Source organism: Chachezhania antarctica, assembly GCF_003646465.1.
Classification (GTDB): Bacteria; Pseudomonadota; Alphaproteobacteria; order Rhodobacterales; family Rhodobacteraceae; genus Chachezhania; species Chachezhania antarctica.
Genome location: NZ_QZEX01000008.1, coordinates 104,552 through 125,520 on the forward strand (window position 1 = coordinate 104,552; position 20,969 = coordinate 125,520).

Here is a 20,969-nt window from a genome sequence, read left to right on the forward strand (position 1 = left end):
GCCAAGTCGTTCTACTTTGCGCTTACTCAGGATTTCTGCGTTGCTGTGACCGAGTGCAGCAGACCGAGAATATGGATCCTGCAGTCTCGAGCGCGTGCATGAATATTCTACACTTGCACGGGACGCGGAATGAAAGCCCGCTGTGTCTCACATCGGCGGCGCTGTGACGAACGCAACGAATGGTAGGTTCCGCCAATCGCCCATTGCTCCCTCCGCGCAAGCGGGCAAAAGTAACCCGCCGGCTCCGGTTTCAGTTGGATGAGCGTCGGGGGTCAGAGCGGAAGGCGCACAGCCGATGTTCGGCCGTCCGGATTGACTTGATCGCCGATCCACGCCACCTGTCGTATGATGACTAAAACGATCAGGAATTATCCCATGCTCTCTTCAACCGGACGGTTCGAGACCCCGAACGGGTCGAAATATCTCAAGCAGCTCTGCAAGCACTTCGAGCACAAGATCGAGGTCAGGTACGACGATCACACGGGAGAATGCGCGCTGACGCCGGGCCCGGCAACGCTGAACGCCGACGAGACGGGGCTTTCGGTCCACGTGGTCGCGCAGGATGCAGAGGAGCTTGAGGTGGCCAAGAGCGTCATCGACCGACATCTCGAACGCTTTGCCTTCCGCGAGGAATTCACGTCGATGGACTGGCGGGACGCCGCCGTTCGCTGAGCCTGAGGCTAGCGGACAAGCACCACGGGCACCTTGCAGGTGCGCAGCATCTCGGTCGTGGTCGATCCGATGATCAGCGTGCGGATCCGCGAGTGCCCGTAGGCGCCCATGACCAGCAGGTCATAACCCGACAGGTCCACGAATTCGGGCAGGGCGGTTTCCGGCTTGCCGGCGATCACGCCCGTCGTGGCCTCGATCCCGGCCGCTTTCAGCATTGCGCCGGCGTTCTCCAGGCTCCGGCGGACCTCGTCCGTCTCGGTGCCGATGGTCACCACGTGCACGTCGAGCCCGCGATAAAGCGGGGAGCGCGCGATGTGATCCACCGCCCGCATCGAGGATGTGCCGCCGTCATAGGCGACAAGCACCTTGTCGATCGGCTTGAAGGCGCGAGAGGCGGCGAAGACCGGTTTCTTCGACGCGCGCACGACCCGTTCGAGGTTCGAGCCCAGATGCTCCTTCGCGAAATCCGCGGCCTCGCCGCGCTTTCCGATCAGGATGAATTCCGCACCGGCTTCCTGCTCCGTCACGGTATCCACGATATCGCCATGGCGCAGGCGGGTGGTGACGGTCTCGGCCCCGGCCTCTTCCACCAGCTTCTGCGCGTCCTCGAGGATCGCGCGGCCGCGGTGGGTGACAAGCTGGGCGCGCTGTGCGTCGAGCTCCGCGAGATCGTTCAGCAGGGACGTGCGCGCGCCAAGGGCCAGCGAGCCGGAATAATCCTTCTTCTCGACCCCCTCGCGACGGCCGAGGATGTGGAGAAGCTCCACCCCGCACCCGGTGCGCGTGGCGATCCATGCGGCGTGTTCGCAGACGCTTTTCGAATAGTTCGATCCGTCCACCAGCGCGATGATCTTGTCGGTCATGGCTCGTGCCTCCCCCTCAGTGCGTGCTCAGCGTGTCCATGGCACCCGGTTTGTCGTGAATTGCAAGCCTATCGACCAGCGTTTCCGATGCCCGGTTCATGCCCACGATCTCGACCTCGGCGCCTTCGCGGCGGAATTTCAGCACCATCATGTCGATGGCCTGCACCGACGAGATGTCCCAGATATGCGCCCGGGACACGTCGAGGATGACCTTTTCCGGCGCCTCCCGGAAGTCGAAGGCGTTCTGGAAATCCTCGACCGAGGCATAGAACAGCTGCCCTTCCACGCGATAGGTCCGCACGCGGCCATCGGCGCTGATGTCGGATGTCACGCGGAACAGCTGGCTGATCTTGGCGGCGAAGAAGATGCCCGACAGCAGCACACCCACCAGCACGCCGATGGCCAGGTTGTGGGTGTAGACCACCGTCACGACGGTCGCGATCATCACGATGGAGGACGATCGGGGATGCGTGCGCAGGTTGCCGATGGACGACCACGAGAACGTGCCGATCGACACCATGATCATCACCGCCACCAGTGCGGGCATCGGGATCACGCGGACGATATCCTGCAGGCCCACGACAAGGATCAGAAGGAAGACACCGGCCACGAAGGACGACATCCGCCCCCGTCCGCCGGATTTCACGTTGATCATCGACTGGCCGATCATGGCGCAGCCGGCCATCCCGCCGATGAAGGCGGTGGCGGTGTTGGCGACGCCCTGGCCGATGCACTCCTGATTGCGGTCCGACGTGGTGTCGGTCAGGTCGTCGACAAGGTTCTGCGTCATCAGGCTTTCCAGCAGCCCCACCACGGCGATGGCCAGCGAATAGGGCAGGATGATCATCAGCGTGTCGAGGTTCAGCGGAATGTCGGGGATCAGGAAGACCGGCAGCGTCGCCGGCAGTTCGCCCATGTCGCCCACGGTGCGTACGTCAAGGTTCAGGAACCAGACCAGCGCCGTAAGCACCACGATGGTGACCAGCGGCGACGGAATGGCCGTCGTCAGCCGCGGGAACAGGTAGATGATCGCCAGCGCGCCCGCGACCAGGGGATAGGTGATCCACGTCACGCTCGACGGGTCGAGCTCGGGCAACTGGGCAAGGAAAATAAGGATCGCCAGCGCGTTGACGAAGCCGGTCATCACCGATTTCGACACGAAGCGCATGTGCTGGCCCAGCTTCAATATCCCGGCACCGATCTGGAGAAGACCGGCCAGAACCGTTGCCGCCAGCAGGTATTGCAGACCGTGATCCTTCACCAGTGTGATCATCAGAACCGCCGTTGCCGCCGTCGCGGCCGAGATCATGCCGGGCCGTCCGCCGACGAAGGCCGTGATCACGGCGATCGAGAAGCTGGCGTAGAGGCCCACCTTCGGGTCGACCCCGGCGATGATGGAAAAGGCGATGGCCTCGGGGATCAGCGCCAGTGCCACGACGATGCCTGACAGCACGTCTCCGCGTATGTTGCTGAACCATTGGCGGCGATAGGCATCTAAGGTGATCATGACGCTCTCGTTTCGTGTCGCTGGTGACGCGCGGTGGCTGCAGGCACGGCCATCGCCGTCGGTCGGGCTTTCCTGCGGCTCTATACGCTGCGGCGCAGAAAGCCAATATGCGGGCCATGGCGCGGGCGCGGTGGTGCGTCGCGGGAAGGGGGTGTCGGCCTATTCGGAAATGAACCGCCGCATCCGTTCGGCTTCCTGTCCCTGCATGTGGGACAGGGCCACTTCCATGTGGTCGGCCATGACGGCGCGGGCGGCGTCTGTGTCGCCATCCCGGATCGCGGCCAGCAGGCGGTGCTGGTGGTCGCGCCCGGCGGACCACAGCTCAAGGTTCGGCGGGGCATAAAGGCGGCGATAGACGGTGATGTCCGACAGAAGCTCGGCCATGAAATCGATCACGAAGCCCAGAAGCGGGTTCGATGCCTGTTCCGCCAGAAGCGAATGGAACTTCAGCGACGCGATGTGGTGGAGCCGTTCTTCCTCCAGTGTTTCCGGCGGGGCGGCATAGCTCTCCATGTGGCCGGCCAGCGCCCGCAGCGCCTTTGCGTCCACCTTGCCGGCAAGCGTGGCGGCCAGTTCCGGCTCCAGCGCGCGGCGCAGCTGGTAGATGTCGGCAATCGTCAGGTTCTTGAAGTAGAAGTAGTTGCCCAGCAACGCCTTCGCGCGTTTCGACGAGACCTCGTGCACGAAGCTGCCGCCGCCTGGGCCGGTGCGCGTGCGGATCAGGCCTTGCGCTTCAAGGATGCGCATCGCCTCGCGAATGGTGCCCTTGGCCATGCCGAAGCGCGACATCAGCGCGGCCTCGCCCGGAAGGCGGTCCCCGGCACTCAGGCCCTGTTCCACCACCCAGTCCTTGATCTCTTCGGCCACGCGTTGCGGTCGGCTTAGCCGCGTTTCACGGGTCGATCGGGTGATGGCAGGCGGCACGCTGATCTTCTCCCATGTCTCGCAATTCCGGCTCGTCCGTCCGGCAGATGTCGGTCGCTTTTGGGCAACGCCCGGCAAAAGCGCAACCCGGCGGCGGGTCCAGCGGGTCGGGCAGTTCCGTTCCCTTCTGTTCCGGCGCCGTCAGCGGGCGGCCCACGACCGGCGCGCTGTCTGCCAGCAGCTTGGTGTACGGGTGGCGCGGATGGGCGAAGATACTGTCGGCCCGGCCGATTTCAACGACCGATCCGAAATAAAGCACCATGACCCGGTCCGACACCGCCTCCACCACCGCCAGATCATGCGAGATGAAGAGGTAGGTCAGCCCCAGCCGCGTTTTCAGATCCGCCAGCAGGTTCAGCACCTGCGCCTGCACCGACACGTCGAGCGCCGAGACGGGTTCGTCCAGCACGATGATCCGGGGATCTGCGGCCAGCGCGCGGGCGATCCCGATCCGCTGCGCCTGCCCGCCGGAAAATTCGTGCGGATACCGTTCAAGGAAGCTTTCGCGCAAGCTGACGGTGGCAAAGATCTCGCGGATACGGTCGTCGCGCTGTGCACTGGGCATCTGGTAGAGATGCTTCAGCGGCGCCTCCATCACCTGCTTGATCGTCTTGCGGGGGTTGAGCGAGCTGTTGGGGTCCTGAAACACGTACTGGATCAGCTTGCCGAACTCCGCCGGGTCCCCCTTGCCGGGGCTCTGCCCGTCGATCTGGATTTCGCCTTCCGAAGGCGCCAGCAGCCCGACCAGCATCCGCGCCAGCGTGGACTTGCCGCAACCGGATTCGCCGACGATGCCCAGCGTTTCACCATGTTCGACATCGAAGGACATCGGCCGCACGGCCCGCACGCCCGGGGGCGCGGCGCCAAACAGGGGGCGGGCGCGGGGGAAGGTCTTCGACAGGTTCTCGACATCAAGCGCGACCATCAGACGGCCTCCTCGGGGTAGATGCAGCGGACGGCGCGGGGGGCCTGGCCAGCCAGCGGGATATCCCTTTCGCTGCACGCGGGTTGCGCCTTGTCGCAGCGGGGCGCGAAGGCGCAGCCGGGGGGCAGATCGTCGACCACCGGGGGCAGTCCCGGGATCGCCGCCAGCACGCGCTTGCCCTGGCCCAGTTCGGGCACGCAGGCGATCAGGCGCTTGGTATAGGGATGGGCCGGTGTGTCGAGGATCTGGCCCGTCGGCCCCGTCTCCACGATCCGCCCGGCATACATCACCGCCACCCGGTCACACAGCTGCGCCACCACGCCGAAATCATGGGTGATGAAGACGATGGCCAGCCCCTTTTCCTGCCTGAGATCGTTCAGCAGGGCGAGGATCTGGGCCTGCACCGTCACATCGAGCGCCGTTGTGGGCTCGTCCGCGATGATGACCTCGGGCTCGTTGGCCAGCGCCATGGCGATGCCGACGCGCTGGCGCATCCCGCCTGACATTTCGTGCGGATAGGTGTCGATCCGGCTTTCGGCATTGGGGATGCGCACGTCCTTCAACAGAGCGATGGCCCGCTGGCGCAGGTCCTCCTTGCCGACCTTGTGGTGCACGCGGATCGCCTCGGCCAGTTGTTCGCCGATGCGATACAGCGGGTGCAGCGTGGAAAGCGGGTCCTGGAAGATATAGGCCACCTTGTCGCCACGGATCTGGCGCAGGTCCTCATAGGAGGCGCCGATCATGTCGCGGCCCTGGAACCGCACCGCGCCGCCGGTGATGATACCGGGGGGAGAGGCCACCAGCCGCGTGATCGACAGGGCGGTGACGGACTTGCCGGAGCCGCTCTCCCCGATCACGCCAAGGCATTCGCCCGGTCTGACCGACAGGCTGACGCCGCCCACGGCGCGGAACACGCGGTTTCCGGCGTGGAACTGGGTGTGCAGGTCCTGCACCGCCAGCAGATCGTCGGTTTCCGCCGGGATGGGCCCGTCGCGCTTCACGGTGGTCACGGGCAGGGGCCGCGACAGCGCGCCCGATTTCAGGCGTGGGTCCAGCGCGTCGCGGACGCCGTCGCCCAGCAGGTTGATGGACATCACGATTAGGAAGATCATCACCCCCGGCACGACCGAGGTGAACGGATGCGTGATCAGCGCCGCCCGTGCCTCGCCCAGCATCGACCCCAGGTCCGCCTGCGGCGGTTGGGAGCCGAGACCCAGGAAGGACAGACCGGCGGTTTCAAGGATCATCCATCCGATGGTCGTCGACATCGCGATGACGATGACAGGCAGCACGTTTGGGACGATTTCCGTGATGATTATGCGGGTGTTGCTCATCCCCGAAAGCCGCGCGGCATCGACGAATTCGCGGCCCGCGAGCGTCACCACGATCCCGCGGATGTTCCGGGCGAAGAACGGCACGTTGACGGCGGCGATGGCGATCAGGGCATTCAGCAGGCCGGGGCCAAGGGCCGCGACGATGGCCAGCGCCAGTAGGATGTAGGGAAAGGCCATCACGATATCGACGGCGCGCATGATGACGTTGTCGACCCGTCCGCCGAAGTACCCGGCGATGACGCCAATGGTCGAGCCAATCGCCGCGGCCATCAGGGCGGCGGCGAAGCCCACCATCAGCGACAGTTGCGTGCCCCACAGAAGGCGGGACAGCTGATCCCGGCCCAGATGATCGGTGCCAAGGATATGGCCGTCCTCGAACGGGCCCTTGAAACGGGCGCCAAGCTCGGTCGTGTAGGGATCTTGCAGGGGCAGGATCGGGGTCAGGATCACGGCGAGCAGGATCAGGCCCAGCACCACGAACCCCATCGCGGCCAGACGATTGCGGAACAGAAGCTTCAGGAACCGGTTCATGTCTTGATCCTCGGGTCCAGAAGGCTTTGCGCGACATCGACGGCGATGTTGAAGAGGACATAGCAGGCCGCCACGAAGACGACGCCGCCCTGCACCAGCAGGATGTCACGCTGCAGGATCGCATCGACCAGCATCCGGCCGATGCCGGGCCACTGGAACACGATCTCGATATAGACAGCACCCGACAGGACGAAGCCGGCCTGAAGGCCCAGCACGGGGATGATCGACACCATCGCGGCCCGCAGCGCATGGCCCATGATCACCCGGCGTTCGGGCACGCCCTTGGCGCGCGCCGTGCGGATGTAATCCTGCCGCAGTACTTCCAGCATCGCGGCGCGGGACAGGCGGGCGACGACGCCGGTGGCGACGGCGGCCAGAGCCGTTGCGGGCATGATCAGGTGGCGGATCAGGTCAGGCAGGTCCCCCCCGCCATAGATCGCGTACATGCCCGATACGGGAAGCCAGCGCAGATCGACGGCGAAGACGAGGATCATCATCATGCCAAGGAAGAACGACGGCACGGAAATCCCGATCAGCACGGTGAAGGTGATGGCCTTGTCGGCGAAGCCGTACTGCCGCGCGGCGGAGATCGTTCCGGCGAGGATCCCAAGGATGGCGCACAGGACAAAGGACGTGCCGGCAAGGATCAGCGTGGCGTTGAAGCGTTCCAGCACCTCGTCGATCACGGGACGGTTCAAGGAGAACGAGCGCCCGAAATCCCCCGTCAGCATGTTGCCCAGCCAGATGAAATACCGCGCGACCATGGGCTTATCGAGGCCCAGATCCTTGTTGATCTTGGCCACGTTTTCCGGCGTGGCGTAGGAGCCGAGGATCGCGGTGGCGGGGTCGCCGGGGATCAGCGACATGATCAGGAACACGATCACCGTGATGCCAAGGATCACCGGGATCGCCGACAGAAGCCGTTTCAGGATGTAGCTGCCCATGTGCCGTCCGCCTTTCGGGTTGGGTGTGGGGGGCTTTGCGCCTGAACGCTCAGGCGATGTCGGGGCCGGTCACAGGAGGGGAAAGACCGGCCCCGGTGAAAGGCGTCAGTTCTTGGTGACGTCTTTCAGTTCCAGAAGGAACGACGGCTGCAGTTCGAAGCCTTCGACCCGGTCGGTGGTGACGGCGTTCTGCTTCCAGTTGGCGACGAAGACCCACGGCGCATCGTCATGCACGATGCTCTGCATCTGTTGGTACAGTTCCGCACGCTTGGCCTGATCGGTTTCCGTCCGCGCGGCGTCCAGCAGCTTGTCGACCTCGGGGTTGGAATAGTAGCCCGAGTTGAAGCCGCCCTTGTCGGGCCACGCTTCGGTCCTGAGCGCAAGGTAGGGCAGGGTGTCGGGATCGTTGGTCATCCATGCCATTTCCGCCATGTCGGCCTTGCCTTCGAGGCCCGGGTTCACCTCTCCCAGGAAGGTGTTCCATTCGTAGGTCTGGATCTCCACGTCGAAGCCCGCCGCTTCCAGATCGGCCTGGATCGCGGTGCCCATCGGGATCGGGTCGAGCATCCCCGACCCGCCTTCGGTGACGAAGAAGGTCAGCTTGGCACCTTCGGCGCCCGCCTCCTTCAGCAGCGCCTTGGCTTTCTCGGGGTCATAGGGATAGGGCTCGAGGCTGTCGTTATAGGCCCAGGCGAAGGCCGGGGGCGTGGGGCCGGCGGCGACGGTGGCCGTGCCTTCCAGCACGTCGTTCACGATGGCCTGCTTGTTGATCGCGTAGTTCGCGGCCTGCCGGACCTTCTTGTCGGCAAACGGGCCTTCCTTGGCGTTCAGGATCAGGAACCAGACATGGGGGCCGGCCTTTTCGACGACCTTGTAGGCATCGTCTTCGAACTCGCTCATCGAGGTGGGCGGCACTTCGACCATCATGTCGATGCCACCGGCCAGCATCTCCGCCACGCGGGTGTTGGGATCGGTGATCGGACGGAAGACGACCGCCTGAAGGCCCGCGGGATCGCCCCAGTAGTCTTCATACTTGTCGACGACGACACGCTCGTTCGACTTCCATTCGACGAACTTGAACGGTCCGGTGCCCACGGGGGAGCGGCCGAAATCCTTGCCGCCGGCCTTCACCGCCTCGGGCGAGACCATCAGGCCGGTGGGATAGGCCAGGTTCGACAGGAACGGCGCGTACGGCGCGGACAGCGTGAACTTGACGGTGTAGGGGTCGACCACTTCGGTCGTCTCGACCGAGCCGAAGAAGAACGCCAGCGGGAAGGGGCCCGTGTCGTGGTAGGGGTGGTTTTCGTCCAGCATGCGGTCGAAGTTGAACTTGACCGCTTCGGCGTTGAAGGGCGTGCCGTCGTGGAAGGTCACCCCTTCGCGCAGCTTGAACGTGTATTCGGTGCCGTCGTCGTTGATCGTCCAGCTTTCCGCCAGCGCCGGTTCCACCTCCAGCGTGCCGGATTTGTACTGGGTCAGGCCCTCGTACAGGTTCACGAGGATGCGGAAGTCGTTCACCGCGGTGACGGCAGCCGGGTCCAGCGACTTGGGCTCGGCGATCTGGCCCACGATCAGCACGCCAGGCGGCGTTTGCGCGTCGGCGCTCGGCGCGAAGGCCGGCAGGGCCAGCAAGGCCGCAGCCCCGGCGATCAGACCGCGGCGGGTCCAGGTTATGAAGGTCATGATGCGTCTCCCTGTGGTTATTGCGTCCGTGGCGGTTGTCTCTCACGACAGTGCCGATTTATCGTGATAATTGATAGGTTGAAATCTATCACGATAAATAGCACAGGTCATTTCTCATGATAAATGCCGAAAATCCGGGCAGGGAGGCACCATGACATTCTCGATTCTTGTGCGGGACGAGAACAGCGGCGCGCTGGGCGCGGCGGCGGCGACAGGGTCTCTCTGCGTCGGCGGCTGGGTCCTGCGCGGGCATCTGAAGGCCGGCCTGTCCGCCAGCCAGGGCGCAGCACCTTCGACCTTCTGGGGCGAGGATGTGTTGCAGGCGATGCAGGACGGTCAGCCGGCGGCGGACGCAGTGGCGGCGATCACCGACACCGATCCCGGGCGCGGCGACCGGCAACTGGCGGCGCTGGACTTGACCGGCGGCACCGGGGCCTTCACCGGCGACGACAACACCGACTGGAAAGGCGCACTGGCCTTCGACGGCGGCATCGCCACCGGCAACATGCTGACCGGGCCGGGTGTGCTGGAAGGGCTGGTGGAACCGGTTACCGGCGGCGGCCCTCTGGACAAGCGCCTGCTGGCGGCACTGCGCGGGGCCGAGGCCGCGGGCGGCGACAGCCGGGGCCTGCTATCGGCGGCGCTGCTGGTCCTGCATCCGGACCGCCCGCCGCTGACGCTGAGGGTCGATCATCACGAGACCGACCCGATCGGAGCGATGGAAGCGCTGCATGCGCGCGCCACCTCGGGCGACTACGCGGACTGGGCCCGGCAGGTTCCGGTCATGACCGATCCCTGCCGGATCCTCGATCGCTGATCAGAAGCCGTCGGTGCGGTCGACGACGCTGAACGTGGTGTCCAGCGGCTTCTTGGCCGGGGCCGAAAGACCGTCCAGCGCCTTCTTCACGTCGATCTTCACGACCTGCTGCGCCTCGTAGGTCTTGTAGTAGAAGACCACGTTCTTCGTGTCGGCCGCCGTGGTCCAGAGCGAATACTCCATCTCCACCTTGCCGTTGTCCTTCTCGCGCACCGATCCGACGGGGATGTCGAAGTTGTTCAGGATGTGGAAGGTGCGGAAGATCGCCTCGTCCGTGTCCTTCATTGGCTCGGCGCTGTTGGCGTAGGCCACGGCCCGCACGAAGCGCGACGGAGAGGACCCGTCGCCCGGCAGACCGGCGAACCCGGTGCCCTGCCCGTAGGGTTCCAGCGTCTGTTCGCCCACTTTCACCGCGCCGCGGTTCCATTCGGTCAGGCCGATATAGGCGCGCAGGTTGGTCAGGTGCCAGTCGAAGGTCGGGTTGTTGGTGATGGCGTTGACGGTATTGTCATGCACCGTCAGCCCGCTTTTCGTCTGCTCGATCACGATCGACGCGCCCGTCGCATCGACGACCGAAAAGTGCAGCGGCGCGAAGTCCCCGATGCCTTCGATGGGGGTGCCGACCAGCGTCACGGACGGCAGCGCCTCGCGCAGTTCGGCCACGGTCGCGAAATTGCCCAGCACCCAGTTGCCGACTTCCTCGGCCGACAGGGCCGTGTCCTGCGTCTCGGCGGTGACGGCCGGGAACCATGCCTCGCCCGCGAAATAGAACGCGCCGAAATGCAGGCCTTCGGTGTTCATGCCGTCGACGATGATCGGCTTCTTCAGTCCGTTCAGACCCACGATGCCGTACTTGGTGGTGTAGCCGAACCCGGACTCGTCGGGGTTCAGGGCCAGCGTCTCGATCTTGGTGCCGGCGGGAACCGCGTAGAGTTCGGAATCGAGCGCGTAGCCGAATTCCATCGTGCGCCCGAACACGGTCGCGCCGTCCTCGGTCTGAAGGATGATGCCGGTGCAGGCCAGCGCGGATTGCGTGGCAATGGCCAGCGCCGCGGTGGTCGCGGCCACGCGTTTCAGAATGGGAATCAATGGCATGGGAAGTGCTCCTGGTCGTCGACGTTGTGCCCACGGCATAGGCCTCGCAGGGCCGGCCCGCAACGAGTCGTTGTCGCAAGTTTGACCGAAGCGACCGGCTGCCGTTCCACCTGTCAGGTGGCGGCGGCGTCCTTCTGCTTGCAGAAAAGCTCGTACACGACCTCAAGGATCTGCTTGGGGCGGTCGTCGGCCAGGCTGTAATAGATCGTCTTGCCGTCGCGGCGCGGGGTGACGAGGCCTTCCAGCCGGAGCCGCGACAATTGCTGCGACACCGCCGCCTGCCGGGCGGACAGAAGCTGTTCAAGCTCGGTCACCGACTTTTCGCCCGAAACGAGATGGCAAAGGATCATCAGCCGGTTCTCATGGCTGATCGCCTTGAGAAACGCCGCGGCTTCCTTCGCGTTCTCGACCATGCCGTCCATCTCTTCGGCAGAGATGTCGTCGGCCATGTCGGGTAGTCCCATGTTTCACCGCCCCTGATTGAGACCGGCTCTGTCCGGAACGGGAGGTCCCAGATCCCGCCACAGGCCGTTCCGATCATTCATTCCCAGATCCGGCACAGGAATGTCGCCGGTGTCGATAAATAAGGCAATTTTCTGCATGATGACAAGTCCATGGCCCGCGATCAGCATTTTATTTCCGGTCGCTTTGTGGCGAAACTGCGTCGGGTCGCGGGCAATCTTAAGTCTTTGGCAAAGTTCGCGGGTCATACTGTGTCGAACGGGAGGAATGCCCTCGGCTCCGCCCGGATGAATTTTTGACACGGGCAAAAAGGTGTCGCACGGGATGAGCTGGAACAAGGGGCAGGGCACGACCGGCGGCGCGCGGCCGGGATACGGGCCGGGGCAGGGCGCGGTGTCTTACGATACCGGTCGCGCGCCCAGGACCTGGCGCATGGACAGGGCGATCCGCACGATGCGCTTTCGCAGCGCGGAAGAGGTCGCGCAGTCTCTTGCGACGCGATCCATGGACGACCAGCGCGCGCTGCTTCTGGATACGCGGCCCCTGCATGTGGAACTGGCCCGGCGGTCCGGTCCCGCGGCCCCGGCCGGGCGGGCGGGGGAATACCGCGTCGCCGGCCAGGAACTGGAAGCTCTGCAGATCTTCGGCGACCTGGGCGATGAACTGCATTTCGTGCCCGGTGCCATGGTCACGCGGGAGATGGAGGCACTGACCGACATGATCGCCGGCCTGCTGGACAAGCCTGGCGATGCCGGCACGCGGCTTGGCGGGCTGGGGCAGGTGCTGGCGCGCTTTCTGCTGATCCATCCCTACCAGGGCGGCAACGGGCGAATCGCCCGAATCCTTGTATCGGGGCTGGCGCGGCAGCTCGACTTGTCGCTGAACAGCCGCTGGACCATCGGGTCGCGCGGCTACGGTCCCGGCCTCTTCGCAGCGATTCAGGCGCTTCCGGTGTCGGCCCGTCCGCTGGACATGTATATGCGCCGGTTCATGACCGATCCGGCCCTGCGCCTCCAACCTCAGCGGTCTTTCCCGTATGGGGAGAGCCTCCAGGCGCCAAACAAACCCGACAGGTTGACTCTACGTCGCTAATGCACAGAAGTCTGGCAAAAATAGGTCAGTATATTTGGTATTTTCAAATATGGAAGATGCCGACCAATGCGCATGGCGGCGGTTCAGAGGCCGCTCTCCCCGCTGCATCGCAGCGGAATTTTGTTCCGCCAGGCAAAACTCATTTCTTCAAATGCAACATAAACTCGATTTTCTCCACATAACGCGATAATATCTCTTTGAGATATACCCTAGGTTGTGCATATAGTAGAGTTCAATCGGCGACAGGCATGATCGCACGACTCATGTTGACCTCGCGTCAGTTTTACGGGTTTCAACCGGTTTTTTGAAATGTGCTACTGTGAATTGGGAACATATTCTGTTAATTGGTTTTTTGTAGCTCATAGGCGTAGAGATGGACGGGTAGATGGTGACGGGCTCAGATCGCACGTTTGTCGTCAGTTGGTCGCAGACCGAACTGGACGGCCTGCCCGACTGTCCGATCGACGCGCTCCGCGAGGGGGCCGCATGGTCCTGGCAGGGGCTTTCGATCCCCATCTCGGTCCCGAACGAAATCCGCACCCTTTACGGCTCGGCGTCCACGTCCGATGCCGGATCGTCGCGCCGCGCCGCGGCCGAGGTCGTCCACCGTCTGGTCGGGGGTCCGGCCGTCATGTCAGCGGGTGGCGATACGGGCGCGACCAGCGATTCAGGCGGGCTGCCCGACAGCTTCTTCGTGGTTTCGAACGGCGCCCAGATCTTCACGATCACGATCATTCCCGTCGGGCCGGGCGCACCGCCTCTCCTGATGTTTCACCAGTCCATCCCGCCCGCGAATTCCGAACTGTGGGTCGTCCGCACCGAACTGGGCAGCGCCGCGGATACCAAGCCGGACGAGACCGGCGTCATCTGTTTTGCCGGCGGCACGCAGATCGACACGCCGTCGGGCGCGCGCGCCGTGGAAACCCTGAAGCCCGGCGATAAGGTGCGCACCCGTGACAGCGGCACGCAGGAAATCCTGTGGACCGGACACTGCCGCATGACCGGCGCGCGGCTGCATGCCATGCCGCATCTGCGCCCCGTCCTGATCCGCCCCGGCGCGCTGGGGATCGAACGTCCGCACAGCGGGCTGCTCGTCTCGCCCGATCACCGGATCCTGGTCCGGGGCAAGGCCGCCCGCCATCTGTTCGGCACCGACGAAGTGCTGGCCCAGGCGTCTGGCCTGGTCGATGGCACCTCCGTGATGATCGAACCCCGCATTCGCGAGGTGACTTACGTCCATCTCATGCTGCCCAGCCACCAGATCATCTGGGCCAACGGCGTGGAAACCGAAAGCTTCCATCCCGCCAGCGCCGCGCTGGAATCGCTCGGCACCGAAGACCGCGACGAGCTTTTCGATCTCTGCCCCGAAATCGAGACCGATCCGAGACGCTACGGCGCCCCGGCCCGCCGCATGCTCACCCGGACCGAGATGGCAATCTTGCGCACCGAGGCCGCCTGATCGCCATCCCGGGTGTTCGGGGGAGAACACGAAACATTAATCATGATTCCCTGCCGCCGGGTCAGGCCGGTATTCCGCGCTTGACTCGGGGCCACGCGCCTCTATAAGCGCCGCTTCATTGGTGTTGGTGGCCCCCGCAAGGGGATGCCTGTCGCCCGCGCAAGCGGGAAAGGACAACGCCCTTCATGGCCGGTCCCGGACCGGCGATCCAACTGAAGGAGACCAGCCGTGACCAAACGCACGTCTGCCAAGTACAAAATCGACCGCCGGATGGGTGAAAACATCTGGGGCCGTCCGAAATCCCCGGTCAACCGCCGCGAATACGGCCCCGGCCAGCATGGCCAGCGCCGCAAGGGCAAGATTTCCGACTTCGGCCTGCAGCTGCGCGCCAAGCAGAAGCTGAAGGGCTATTACGGCGACCTGACCGAAAAGCAATTCCGCCGCATCTACTCGGAAGCCGAGCGGGTGAAGGGCGACACCGGTGAAAACCTCATCGGCCTGCTGGAGCGCCGTCTCGACGCCGTCGTCTACCGCGCCAAGTTCGTGCCCACCATGTTCGCCGCGCGCCAGTTCGTGAACCACGGCCACGTCAAGGTGAACGGCCAGAACGTCAACATCCCGTCCTACCGCGTGAAGGAAGGCGACGTGATCGAGGTCCGCGACCGTTCCAAGCAACTCGCCGTCCTGCTGGAAGCCACCCAGCTGGCTGAACGCGACGTGCCGGATTACATCGACGCCGACCATTCGAAGATGACCGCAACCTTCGTGCGCACCCCCCAGCTGGGCGATGTGCCGTATGCGGTCATGATGGAACCGAACCTGGTCGTCGAATTCTACGCCAAGAACTAAGCCCTTTCCGGGCAACAAGGCGAAACGAAACGGGGGCCGCGCTTACAGCACGGCCCCTTTTCTTATGTCCGGCGCCCTTTTCACCGTGCCCGCGCGCGGCTAAGGAGTAGCGCCATCCGAAGGAGGGTTAGCACCCCATGTCCGCACCCCGCCCGCAGCCCGGAATCCTGGAAATCACGCCCTATGTCGGCGGTGCCTCAAAGGTGGCCGGCGTCGAGAACGTGCTGAAGCTGTCGTCGAACGAGAACCCGGCCGGGCCCAGCCCGCGCGCGGTGGCCGCTCTGAAAGCCGCGGCCGAGGACATGCATCGCTATCCGTCGACGGACCATGCCGGCCTGAGAAACGCGCTTGGCGCGCGGTACGGGCTGGACGCCGATCGGATCTTCTGCGGCGTGGGGTCGGACGAAGTTCTGATGCTGCTCTGCCAGGCCTATGCCGGGCCGGGGGACGAGGTGATCCACACCGAACACGGCTTCTCGCTTTACCCGATCTGCGCCCTGGCGCAGGGCGCGCAGCCCGTCGCGGTGAAGGAGCAGGACCGCGTGGCGGACGTCGATGCGATCCTTGCGGCCGTGACGTCGCGCACGAAGATCGTGTTCCTGGCCAACCCCAACAACCCGACCGGCACGATGGTCAGCGATCCTGAAATCGCGCGCCTGATCGCCGGGCTGCCGGGAGACGTGCTGCTGGTGCTGGATGGCGCCTATGCCGAGTTCGTCGAAGGCTTCGATGGTGGCGCGGCTTTCGTGGAAAAGCACCAGAACGTCGTGATGACCCGCACCTTTTCAAAGCTATTCGGGCTGGGCGGGCTTCGGGTCGGCTGGGGCTATGGCCCGGCCGATGTGATCGGCGTGCTGAACCGGATCCGGCAGCCCTTCAATATGTCGGCACCGGCGCTGGCCGCGGCCGAGGCCGCACTGGATGATGTCGACTGGGTGGAAGAAACCCTGGCGGAAAACGTCCGCAACCGTGACTGGCTGGCGGCCGAACTGGCCAAGGTCGGCGTGCCGTCCGATCCCAGCCACGCGAACTTCATCCTTGCGCGGTTCGCGGATGAGGCCGAAGCGGCGGCCTGCGACGAGTACCTGAAGCAGAACGGCATCATCGTGCGGGCGATGGGCAGCTACAACCTGGGCTATTGCCTGCGCATCACCATCGGCACGAAGGCCGATTGCACCCGCGTGGCCGAGGCCATCGCCGCCTTCAAGGCGGATCGGGCATGAGCGTCGTCTACAACCGCGTCGCGCTGATCGGTCTTGGCCTGATCGCATCGTCGATGTTCTGGGCAATCCGCCGGGCCAACGCGAAGGACCCGCTGGTGGGCGAGGTCACGGGCTTTGCCCGGACCGAAGCCACCCGCGCCACCGCCCGGCGTATCGGCCTGTGCGACAAGGTCTGCGACAGCGCGGCCCAAGCCGTGGAGGGCGCCGACCTGGTGGTTCTGTGCGTGCCGGTGGGTGCAATGGGCGCGGTGATGGAAGAAATCGCCCCGCATCTGAAGAAGGGTGCGACGGTCACGGATGTGGGCTCGGTCAAGAAATCCGTCATCGAAACGGTCACGCCGCTTCTGCCCGAAGGCGTCGATTTCGTGCCGGGCCATCCGCTGGCGGGCACGGAACATTCGGGCCCCGAAAGCGGCTTTGCGACGCTTTTTGACAACCGCTGGTGCCTGCTGATCACCGACGACGCCGACACGCCGACCAGCCCGGCCGAACTGCGGCTGGGGGAATTCTGGCAGGCGCTTGGCGCCAATGTCGACGTGATGACGGCCGATCACCACGATCTTGTGCTTGCGGTCACCAGCCACACGCCGCACCTTATCGCCTACACGATGGTCGGCGTGGCCGATGACTTAAGGCGAGTGACGGACAGTGAAGTGGTGAAGTATTCCGCAGCCGGTTTCCGCGATTTCACCCGGATCGCGGCCAGTGACCCGACGATGTGGCGCGACGTGTTCCTGACGAACAAGGACGCGACGCTCGAAATCCTCGGCCGCTTCACGGAGGAGCTCTTCTCCCTGCAACGCGCGATCCGCACCGGGGACGGGGACCTTCTGTTCGACTATTTCACCCGTACCCGCGCCATCCGCCGTGGCATTGTCGAGGCAGGCCAAGACACCGACGCGCCCGATTTCGGTCGGGGCTCGTCGCGATCATGACGGGGCTCGTGCGCATTGCCGTGGTGCTGGTGTGCGCCATCTTGACCGTCGTCCCGGTCCTTGCCGAAGCGCCCGGCCAATCGCTGCGCCCGCAGGCCCGCCCGCAAGCGCCCGAGCCGATCGAAGAAGCGCAGGCCGATCCGGCGGGCAACGTCGTTCGGCCTAGGGAAAGAAATTATAGCAACAGGGCTGGTGAACCTGCCGCGTCGGCGGGCGCCGTTCCGCCGCCGGACGAGACGTCGAACAAGGGCTTTCTGGGCGGGATCTTCAGCAAGAAGAACAACAAGGTCGCCGGCAACGCGATCTGCGGCATTCCCGACCTGACGGGCAAGGTGATCGGCCGCGTGCCGGGCCGGATCCGCGGCTGCGGGATAGACGAGGCGGTGCTGGTCGAAAGTGCCGCCGGTGTGCTGCTGTCGCCCCCCGCGATGGTCAACTGCCCGACGGCGAAGGCCATTCGCGACTGGGTGGAAAACGGCGTGAAGCCCGCCTTCGGCAGGCGGGACACGGTGGTCTCGCTCCGGGTCGCGGCGCACTACTCCTGCCGCACGCGGAACAACCGTCCGGGCGCCAAGATATCCGAACACGGCAAGGGGAATGCCATCGACATCTCCGCGTTCAATTTCGACGATGGCGACAGTGTCACGGTGCTGAAAGGCTGGGGCCGCGGCCGCCGCGGCCGGGCGCTGAAGTCGGCCTGGAAAGCGGCCTGCGGGCCCTTCGGTACCGTGCTGGGGCCACGGGCCGACCGCTATCACCGCGACCATTTCCACATGGACACTGCGCGCTACCGGTCGGGCACCTACTGCCGCTAGAACCGTATCAGCGGCGCGGGACCAAGGGGCAGGGGGCCAAGCGCCATCCCGCCCTCGCGGAAATTCAGTTGCAGCGTCAGCTCTCCGGCCTGTCCGCCCAGCATCGAGAGCATGGTCAGCGCGCGCTCCACGGTATTGAGCAGCCCCGGCGGCAGCGTCTGCGCATCGCGCACCATGGCCACCACCTGCTTCCAGTTCCGCACGGTGATCTGCAGCACCCCTTCGGGCACGCCCCGCGCGTCCATCTGCAAGCTGCCGGTGACACCCAGCCCCAGGTCTCCCCATGTCAGCTGGGCTGCCTCGACCACGATCTCGCGCGGCTGAGGCGGCGGGCCGTTCAGCGAATGGCGATCGAGCGGACGGTCGAACAGGATCTCCCCCGCGCCACCTGCCACGCCCAACGTTCGCGGCAACCCTTCCGGGGCGCGGATCATCTGCCGGATGCCGTCGCCGGGCGCCAGCCCCGGCAGATCCAGCGCCACGTCGTAGCGGGCAGGAGTTTGAGTTGCAGAGAACGCCAGATCCACGCCATCGCCCGACAGGACGGTCGCGCCGTTCTGCACCGCTGTCCATGGGCCGGACCGCGTATTGATGGCGTCCACCGTGAGGGCGAGCCCCGGCTGGAACCGCAGATGCGCCAGAAGATCGTCGGCCGAAAGCACGTACACGGCCGCGCCAAGCTGCACCACCTGTTCGGGCGCCAGCCGCAGCGTCTGGTCGCCGGGCCAGATCGCGGGGCTTTGAAGTTCGGCCCAGGCCGTCTGCCAGCCGTCGTTGCCGCGGATGAATTGCAGGCCGTCGATCCGGGTCGTGTGCGTCAGGGGAAAGCCCCGCGTTTCGACCGCGCCGGTCGCCACGTCCCAGCCGCGGCGCTCCTGCTGGACGATCGCCGCTTCGATGCCTTGGCGCACGCCATAGGACACCGCGAACCACCAGCCCGACCACAGGGCCGCCGCAATCACCAGAAGTCCGATCAATCGTCGCATGGGCCACCTCTTTCACCTGTCCCCGGTTTGGTGTTTAGTCCGCACCCGTGCAAGGGGAACTGTGACATGACGATGTGGGTCTTCGGATACGGCTCGCTTTTGTGGAACCCGGGCTTCCCGGTGGCCGAACGGGCGGTGGCCCGGCTCGACGGGTATCACCGGTCGTTCTGCATGCGCTCGATCCATCACCGTGGCACGCCCGAGGATCCGGGCCTTGTTCTGGCGCTGGACGCGATGGCGGGTGCTAGCTGCACCGGGCTGGCCTTGAGGGTCGAAACCGGGCACGAGGATACGACGCTGGCCTACTTGCGCGAACGCGAACTCGTCTCCTCGGCCTACCTGGAAAAGACGGTTTCGCTGGAACTGGCCGGGCAGGGCAAAAGCGTGGAAGCGGTGGCTTACGTGATCGATGCCGACCACGTGCAGTATTGCGGCGGCCTTCCGCTGGACGAACAGGCCCGGATCATTGCCCGCGCCGTCGGCGGCATGGGGCATAACGCCGAATATCTGTTCAATACGGCAAGACATCTGGACGAGATCGGGCTGGCAGATGCAGATCTGCAATGGCTGGCCGACCGCGTTGCAATCCTTGCACCGCAAGGACTTGGCGCGCCCGATGGGGCCGGATAGGGTCATTTCGACAAATTTTTTTGCCTAGAACGTCGGGACTCAACCAAAATGGCGCCATCAGATCGGGAACCGACCCCGCAGTTCTCGCATCCTGTGCGTCAGATCCTGACGATGTGCGTCGTGCTGATCCTTGCGGGGTTCGGCGCATTCCTGGCGCTGCCGAAGGTCCTGCCGATCTTCGAGGCCAGCCCGATCCTGAACGGGATCATCGGCACCGTGTTCTTCGTGGGGGTCTTTGCCTGCTTCTGGCAGGTGATGCAGCTGTTCGGCTCGGTCCGGTGGATCGAGCGTTTCGCCAATGGCGAGATCAGCGCCGACAACAAGCCGCCAAAGCTTCTGGCCTCGCTCGCGTCGCTGCTGCGGTCGCGCGGGACGCGGATGCAGCTGAACTCGTCGTCGACGCAAAGCATCCTCGATTCCGTCTCCACCCGCATCGACGAACAGCGCGAGGTCACGCGCTATATCGTCAACCTGCTGATTTTCCTTGGCCTTCTGGGCACGTTCTTCGGCCTTGCCACGACTGTCCCGGCGGTTGTCGACACGATCCGCAGCCTTGCGCCGCAGGCGGGCGACGAAGGCATCGACGTCTTCAACCGGCTGATGACGGGGCTGGAATCGCAGCTGGGCGGCATGGGCGTGGCGTTTGGCTCCTCCCTCCTGGGGCTTGCGGGATCGCTTGTCGTGGGCCTGCTCGAAATCTTCGCGGGCCACGGCCAGAACCGGTTCTACCGCGAGCTTGAGGACTGGCTGTCCTCGATCACCCGCCTTGGGTTCGCGGCGGGGGAGGATGGCGGCGCCAGCCACGATCTGGTGGCGGGCCTTGTCGAACAGATGGCCGACCAGATGGACAACCTGCGGGAGGTCTTCCTTGAAACCGATGCCAGCCGCGCGCAGGTCGATGCCGGGCTGCAGCAGCTTGTGACGGCGATCACCGAGATGAACGAACGCCAATCCGAGAACCAGACCGTCGTCTCGGCGCTGGAACGGGTGGCCGAAGGCCAGACGGAACTGGCCGGGCTGATCCGCGATTACGGCCCCGGTGAAGGGATCGACGCGGAGAGCCGGATGCGGCTGCGCTCGATCGACGTGCAGATGCTGCGCATTCTCGAAGAAATCTCCGCCGGCCGGCAGGAAAGCATGGCCGAGATCCGCCGCGATATCGACACGCTGGCCCGCGCGATGGGCCGGACGGGCCGCGGCAAACCGGCCGGTACGGAGTAACC

Annotated in this window: 21 protein-coding genes; 10 read left to right on the forward strand and 11 right to left on the reverse strand. The window is 64.9% G+C overall.

The window, feature by feature from the left end; all coding sequences use genetic code 11:
• The first annotated feature begins 375 nt into the window (after positions 1 to 375).
• Entirely contained in the window at positions 376 to 672 is a 297-nt protein-coding gene (locus tag D4754_RS16475; RefSeq protein WP_121065696.1) for a DUF2218 domain-containing protein, read from the forward strand.
• An 8-nt stretch (positions 673 to 680) separates the two neighbouring features.
• On the opposite strand, the gene D4754_RS16480 is transcribed toward D4754_RS16475, so the two are convergent.
• The 7 genes from D4754_RS16480 to D4754_RS16510 form a co-directional block, all read right to left on the reverse strand.
• Positions 681 to 1,535, reverse strand: coding sequence for a universal stress protein (locus D4754_RS16480; RefSeq protein WP_121065699.1), 855 nt, complete (start codon positions 1,533 to 1,535; stop codon positions 681 to 683).
• A gap of 16 nt (positions 1,536 to 1,551) precedes the next feature.
• A complete protein-coding gene (locus tag D4754_RS16485; protein WP_121065702.1) occupies positions 1,552 to 3,042 on the reverse strand; it encodes a SulP family inorganic anion transporter in 1,491 nt (496 codons plus the stop codon).
• 159 nt (positions 3,043 to 3,201) lie between these two features.
• Complete coding sequence (locus D4754_RS16490; protein ID WP_240453918.1) at positions 3,202 to 3,909, reverse strand: FadR/GntR family transcriptional regulator; 708 nt, start codon at positions 3,907 to 3,909, stop codon at positions 3,202 to 3,204.
• Between the two features lie 25 nt (positions 3,910 to 3,934).
• On the reverse strand, positions 3,935 to 4,891 hold the full coding sequence (locus D4754_RS16495) for an ABC transporter ATP-binding protein (protein ID WP_420837218.1): 957 nt from the start codon (positions 4,889 to 4,891) through the stop codon (positions 3,935 to 3,937).
• A complete protein-coding gene (locus D4754_RS16500) occupies positions 4,891 to 6,756 on the reverse strand; it encodes a dipeptide/oligopeptide/nickel ABC transporter permease/ATP-binding protein (RefSeq protein WP_121065705.1) in 1,866 nt (621 codons plus the stop codon). Before D4754_RS16500 ends, D4754_RS16495 begins: the two co-directional genes overlap by 1 nt.
• Complete coding sequence (locus tag D4754_RS16505; RefSeq protein WP_121065708.1) at positions 6,753 to 7,700, reverse strand: ABC transporter permease; 948 nt, start codon at positions 7,698 to 7,700, stop codon at positions 6,753 to 6,755. The genes D4754_RS16500 and D4754_RS16505 overlap by 4 nt, the downstream gene beginning before the upstream one ends.
• A gap of 105 nt (positions 7,701 to 7,805) precedes the next feature.
• Positions 7,806 to 9,383, reverse strand: a complete 1,578-nt coding sequence (locus D4754_RS16510) for an ABC transporter substrate-binding protein (RefSeq protein ID WP_121065711.1) — start codon at positions 9,381 to 9,383, stop codon at positions 7,806 to 7,808.
• 151 nt (positions 9,384 to 9,534) lie between these two features.
• On the opposite strand from D4754_RS16510, the gene D4754_RS16515 reads away from it, so the two are divergent.
• On the forward strand, positions 9,535 to 10,200 hold the full coding sequence (locus D4754_RS16515; protein WP_121065714.1) for a DUF1028 domain-containing protein: 666 nt from the start codon (positions 9,535 to 9,537) through the stop codon (positions 10,198 to 10,200).
• On the opposite strand, the gene D4754_RS16520 is transcribed toward D4754_RS16515, so the two are convergent.
• From D4754_RS16520 to D4754_RS24060, 3 genes are all read right to left on the reverse strand, one after another.
• Positions 10,201 to 11,295, reverse strand: coding sequence for a linear amide C-N hydrolase (locus D4754_RS16520; RefSeq protein ID WP_121065717.1), 1,095 nt, complete (start codon positions 11,293 to 11,295; stop codon positions 10,201 to 10,203).
• 113 nt (positions 11,296 to 11,408) lie between these two features.
• A complete protein-coding gene (locus D4754_RS16525; RefSeq protein ID WP_121065720.1) occupies positions 11,409 to 11,759 on the reverse strand; it encodes an ArsR/SmtB family transcription factor in 351 nt (116 codons plus the stop codon).
• 3 nt (positions 11,760 to 11,762) lie between these two features.
• Positions 11,763 to 12,095, reverse strand: coding sequence for a hypothetical protein (locus D4754_RS24060; RefSeq protein WP_205589652.1), 333 nt, complete (start codon positions 12,093 to 12,095; stop codon positions 11,763 to 11,765).
• Between D4754_RS24060 and D4754_RS16530 the strand changes: the two genes are divergently transcribed.
• The 6 genes from D4754_RS16530 to D4754_RS16555 all read left to right on the forward strand — a co-directional run bounded on the left by D4754_RS16530 (position 12,082) and on the right by D4754_RS16555 (position 18,130).
• Entirely contained in the window at positions 12,082 to 12,849 is a 768-nt protein-coding gene (locus D4754_RS16530; protein ID WP_121065723.1) for a Fic family protein, read from the forward strand. The genes D4754_RS24060 and D4754_RS16530 overlap by 14 nt on opposite strands.
• 385 nt (positions 12,850 to 13,234) lie before the next feature.
• Positions 13,235 to 14,308: a Hint domain-containing protein gene (locus D4754_RS16535; RefSeq protein WP_121065726.1), complete on the forward strand. Its 1,074-nt coding sequence runs from the start codon at positions 13,235 to 13,237 to the stop codon at positions 14,306 to 14,308.
• A gap of 228 nt (positions 14,309 to 14,536) precedes the next feature.
• On the forward strand, positions 14,537 to 15,157 hold the full coding sequence (gene rpsD, locus D4754_RS16540) for a 30S ribosomal protein S4 (protein ID WP_121065729.1): 621 nt from the start codon (positions 14,537 to 14,539) through the stop codon (positions 15,155 to 15,157).
• A 137-nt stretch (positions 15,158 to 15,294) separates the two neighbouring features.
• Positions 15,295 to 16,380: a histidinol-phosphate transaminase gene (gene hisC, locus D4754_RS16545; RefSeq protein WP_121065731.1), complete on the forward strand. Its 1,086-nt coding sequence runs from the start codon at positions 15,295 to 15,297 to the stop codon at positions 16,378 to 16,380.
• Positions 16,377 to 17,315 (forward strand): prephenate/arogenate dehydrogenase family protein, encoded by a 939-nt coding sequence (locus tag D4754_RS16550; protein WP_121065734.1) that lies wholly within the window; start codon positions 16,377 to 16,379, stop codon positions 17,313 to 17,315. Before hisC ends, D4754_RS16550 begins: the two co-directional genes overlap by 4 nt.
• The gene (locus D4754_RS16555; RefSeq protein ID WP_121065737.1) at positions 17,312 to 18,130 is read left to right on the forward strand and encodes an extensin-like domain-containing protein; all 819 of its coding nucleotides are present in this window, start codon (positions 17,312 to 17,314) and stop codon (positions 18,128 to 18,130) included. Before D4754_RS16550 ends, D4754_RS16555 begins: the two co-directional genes overlap by 4 nt.
• On the opposite strand, the gene D4754_RS16560 is transcribed toward D4754_RS16555, so the two are convergent.
• Complete coding sequence (locus tag D4754_RS16560) at positions 18,127 to 19,116, reverse strand: DUF2125 domain-containing protein (RefSeq protein WP_121065740.1); 990 nt, start codon at positions 19,114 to 19,116, stop codon at positions 18,127 to 18,129. The genes D4754_RS16555 and D4754_RS16560 overlap by 4 nt on opposite strands.
• 66 nt (positions 19,117 to 19,182) lie before the next feature.
• On the opposite strand from D4754_RS16560, the gene D4754_RS16565 reads away from it, so the two are divergent.
• Together D4754_RS16565 and D4754_RS16570 are read left to right on the forward strand one after the other, a co-directional pair.
• Positions 19,183 to 19,746 carry a gamma-glutamylcyclotransferase gene (locus tag D4754_RS16565; RefSeq protein WP_121065743.1) on the forward strand — a complete coding sequence of 188 codons (564 nt, stop codon included), beginning with the start codon at positions 19,183 to 19,185 and terminating at the stop codon, positions 19,744 to 19,746.
• Positions 19,747 to 19,794: 48 nt separating this feature from the next.
• Entirely contained in the window at positions 19,795 to 20,967 is a 1,173-nt protein-coding gene (locus D4754_RS16570; RefSeq protein WP_121065746.1) for a biopolymer transporter ExbB, read from the forward strand.
• The last annotated feature ends 2 nt before the right edge of the window (positions 20,968 to 20,969 follow it).